We start from the raw sequence: 3203 nt of genomic DNA, 5'->3' as shown, positions 1-3203 counted from the left end.
AATCTAATTTAATTTGCAATTGTTGCACATTGGACCGGAAAATGTGCTGATATATTGTGAAAATGAGGTGCTGGTTTAATTTGCAAGTTCACACCAGTCTTTAAATCTTAGATGGCTTATGTATATTAATCTTTTTTAACATCAACTGGCAAATCATTTAGTCCCTCTTTTTCGAGTAATAACTCCATTGTTATCTCCCCTGCCCGAATCTGATATCCCATATAATAACTACTGCTCTCTTTTATTTCCACGCCAGTCACAAATTACCATTACACCACTTAGCAAAATTAAATATATTCAATAAATACGTTTTTTTGCTGTGCTATTAGTAAAAAGTTCTGGGGTTTAAAATTTAAAAATAAAAGTAATTAATTAGCTGGAAGTAAATATGTAGTAGTGATATACGACATTTTCATCAATAGGTAAGCTCTCCAATTACAGCTTTGGCTGAATCATAAAGATTATCATAATGAAGTAATAAAATATTCTCCAATTTTTTTTGCCTTTTTAATTGATAAGTTCTTTCATTAAAATCATTTCGTCTGCCTGCCACAACAGCATAATGTACACGAGTGCTATCATATTTCATAAATTCTATTGGCAGATTCCTCTCTGGTGATTTGTATTTATTAAACGTTTCATAAATTGTTGTATAATTAGCCTCTAACCAATATTTCCAGTCTATTACTTGCCTCTCACCCTTTCTAATCGCATCACCTAAGTGACCGTTAGCTAAAGTTATGTTTTTATTGGGGTGCTCCAGTTCTACAAAAACAAATTCATATCCTCCAGAATTTTTGCCAACAAGAAGATAGTCCACTTGATAAGAATTACCCAATTGAAATTCTGGAAAAATATAAGCGTCATGATGACCAAATGAATATGAGCTTTTCATAATAGATGCAATAATAAAATAGGCTTTTGTTTGACTGATCCAGTTTAGAATAAACCTTTCTGTTGTTGAAGGGTTATTTATAATTCGGTAAAATTCTTCGGTTAATACTTTTAAATGGGTAGCTTGTTGTAAATCCATAATATCCAAATGATTATTTGGAAATAAACTTATAAAGTGTCTAACAGCTACTGGATATTCTCTATAAAGATTTTTTCTAATAACCAAGTCATCACCTAAACTACTCACAATCTCCTTTTCCTTTAAAACTTCCCATTTTTTTAATTCTTCTTGCGTAAGAATCGAATAATCTCTTGAATAAATTTTCATGTTATCTTCCCATCCTTTATCGTGCTTCTTCTCAAAAACGTCATCTAATTTTATTTCTCTCATATTCTACCACGGGTAGTATTTTATCTAATTCCTTTATTGACTCATTCATTTGAAAATTTCTACTACTTGAATCCCAGGTGTTAATACCTTTGTCTGAATAATACATAAACATGTTATCGATTATCGTAAACACATTATTGCATATATCTAAATAATTTTTTAATTCTTCTGTGGGAAGTGGTATATTAGTGGAATCAATATATAATTTCCTTACCCTATCTTCCATGTCTTGCATTGCTTTAATAAACTCTTCTTCACTTATTAGTGATTCATTATATTGTTTAAAGGTTGCCGCTGCTCGCTTACTATGGTCACACATTTCCGACAATATTTTATCTGTCTTATCCAATATTTCCTCTTTAGTCCCTACATATGATTTATATGCTTTTTTTAGGCCCTCGTAAGATTGATTCCACTGTATTACAATATCGTCAACTTTATCCGTTCCGTTAAGCTGTAATGGTCTGTGAGCCTTTTCTAAATCACTTGAAATCCAGGAGGTTCTACAAAACCAATTTGTAGTCTGTATATCAAATAAGTCCTTAGCAATATACAACCATACTACATCTGCCAGTTTGTTCTTAAATCTGTTTCTTATAATAGTATTCCGATAATAAGCCTGCATTTTAATTTTATCAGTTAGGTGTCTAATTAACTCCTTTATTTGTTTAGTGGTATAGTTATCATTTAATAGTATAGTAGCTGAGTATCTTTTGGCACTTCCCGTACTAACATCCTCAAGTTTATATAGGGTGTACTTAAAATGTTCTATAACCTCTTCCTCAAGTTGAATTTTCTTTTTGTTAGGAATTTCTTTGAAGTTCATAGCCTTAAAAGTATCATTAAAATCATTCTCTACATGTGTTTCCAAATCATGGTATTTTTTCTTGTTAAGAATGTCTAAAATCTCGTCTATTGCGGAACAAATATTTTTAACCTTTTTTAATTCCTGAATTAATGAAATATTATCCTCGATATTTAATTTTCGTATCTCCTCATTTAAGGAGTGATACTTTTTATTCCAATATTGTGCGTACTTTAGCCTATTATCGGGGCCATATATTGATGTTCTATCAATTATAATTGGGGTAATCTTATCTACATAATTATAATCTTTTACTATTTGGGATACTTCAAACATGCAGTTTACAGACATTAGATATTCCTTGCTAATTAATAGGATAACATGATCAGTCTTTCTGATAGTTTTCATAAAGTCTTCTATGTTATGAGAGTAATATATTTCCCTTATATCTCTTTTGATCTCAATACCCTCAAATGCTTGAATCTTACTGTCTAAATAGTCTGCAATTTTTTTATTGCCCCAGCAATATGACAAAAAGATTGTTTTATTTTGTTCCATTGTAACCACCCCCACTGTAAGGTTATTTAACACCTTTTGATTATCATATCAATTTCATGTCTTAATTCATCCATGTGTTCAGATCTTAACCCTGCTTTTCTTATAACTCTCCACGCCTTTAGTCTTTGCATTCTACATTTAATTCCTTAATTACCCATTTAACCCTTCTGCACCTAAAATCCTTCAAGCTCTCTGTGTTTTCATCAAAAAACCCTCTCGTTTTCGGTAGTTTATCTAAGTGTTTTTCCAACAGCACCCCTTTTTTTTAGCTGTGTTTCAGGAGTTTTCCCATACTTCTTTATCCTTAGCCCTGGCATTTTTCCTGTATTCTGCCCGCCCTTTCCCACCTGTTTTTTCTCGCTTTTTCTATATAAAATTGGAAAAAACCACCCCTTTGACAGGAGTGGTTTCGGAAGAACTCTATTTGTTTGTTACAACTTAAAGGTTCACGAAAGTCCCCTGCTTGTAATAAAATAAAAGTACACCAGGATAATAATTGAAAAATACACCACTAAAAAGTAAAATACCCTCTGTAAATAACTTTATGGAGGGAGC

3 protein-coding genes are annotated in these 3203 nt (G+C 31.6%); all 3 read right to left on the bottom strand.

Translation table 11 applies throughout. The annotated features are described in order from the left end of the window. Positions 1 to 125: 125 nt before the first annotated feature. Complete coding sequence (locus BR02_RS16040) at positions 126 to 251, bottom strand: hypothetical protein (protein ID WP_274377136.1); 126 nt, start codon at positions 249 to 251, stop codon at positions 126 to 128. Between the two features lie 164 nt (positions 252 to 415). Continuing rightward, positions 416 to 1285, bottom strand: coding sequence for a Shedu anti-phage system protein SduA domain-containing protein (locus BR02_RS0112965; protein WP_051688323.1), 870 nt, complete (start codon positions 1283 to 1285; stop codon positions 416 to 418). After that, the gene (locus BR02_RS0112960) at positions 1263 to 2648 is read right to left on the bottom strand and encodes a toll/interleukin-1 receptor domain-containing protein (protein ID WP_031517760.1); all 1386 of its coding nucleotides are present in this window, start codon (positions 2646 to 2648) and stop codon (positions 1263 to 1265) included. Before BR02_RS0112960 ends, BR02_RS0112965 begins: the two co-directional genes overlap by 23 nt. Positions 2649 to 3203: the final 555 nt, after the last annotated feature.

This window comes from Desulfofalx alkaliphila DSM 12257 (assembly GCF_000711975.1).
GTDB classification, from domain to species: domain Bacteria; phylum Bacillota; class Desulfotomaculia; order Desulfotomaculales; family Desulfohalotomaculaceae; genus Desulfofalx; species Desulfofalx alkaliphila.
The sequence above is the reverse complement of the archived record's forward strand: the minus strand, read 5'-3'. Positions and strand labels throughout refer to the sequence as shown.

Coding starts and splice junctions, on each gene's coding strand:
- BR02_RS0112965 (WP_051688323.1), bottom strand. CDS start 1,285: ATGAGAGAAATAAAATTAGATGACGTTTTTGAGAAGAAGCACGATAAA.
- BR02_RS0112960 (WP_031517760.1), bottom strand. CDS start 2,648: ATGGAACAAAATAAAACAATCTTTTTGTCATATTGCTGGGGCAATAAA.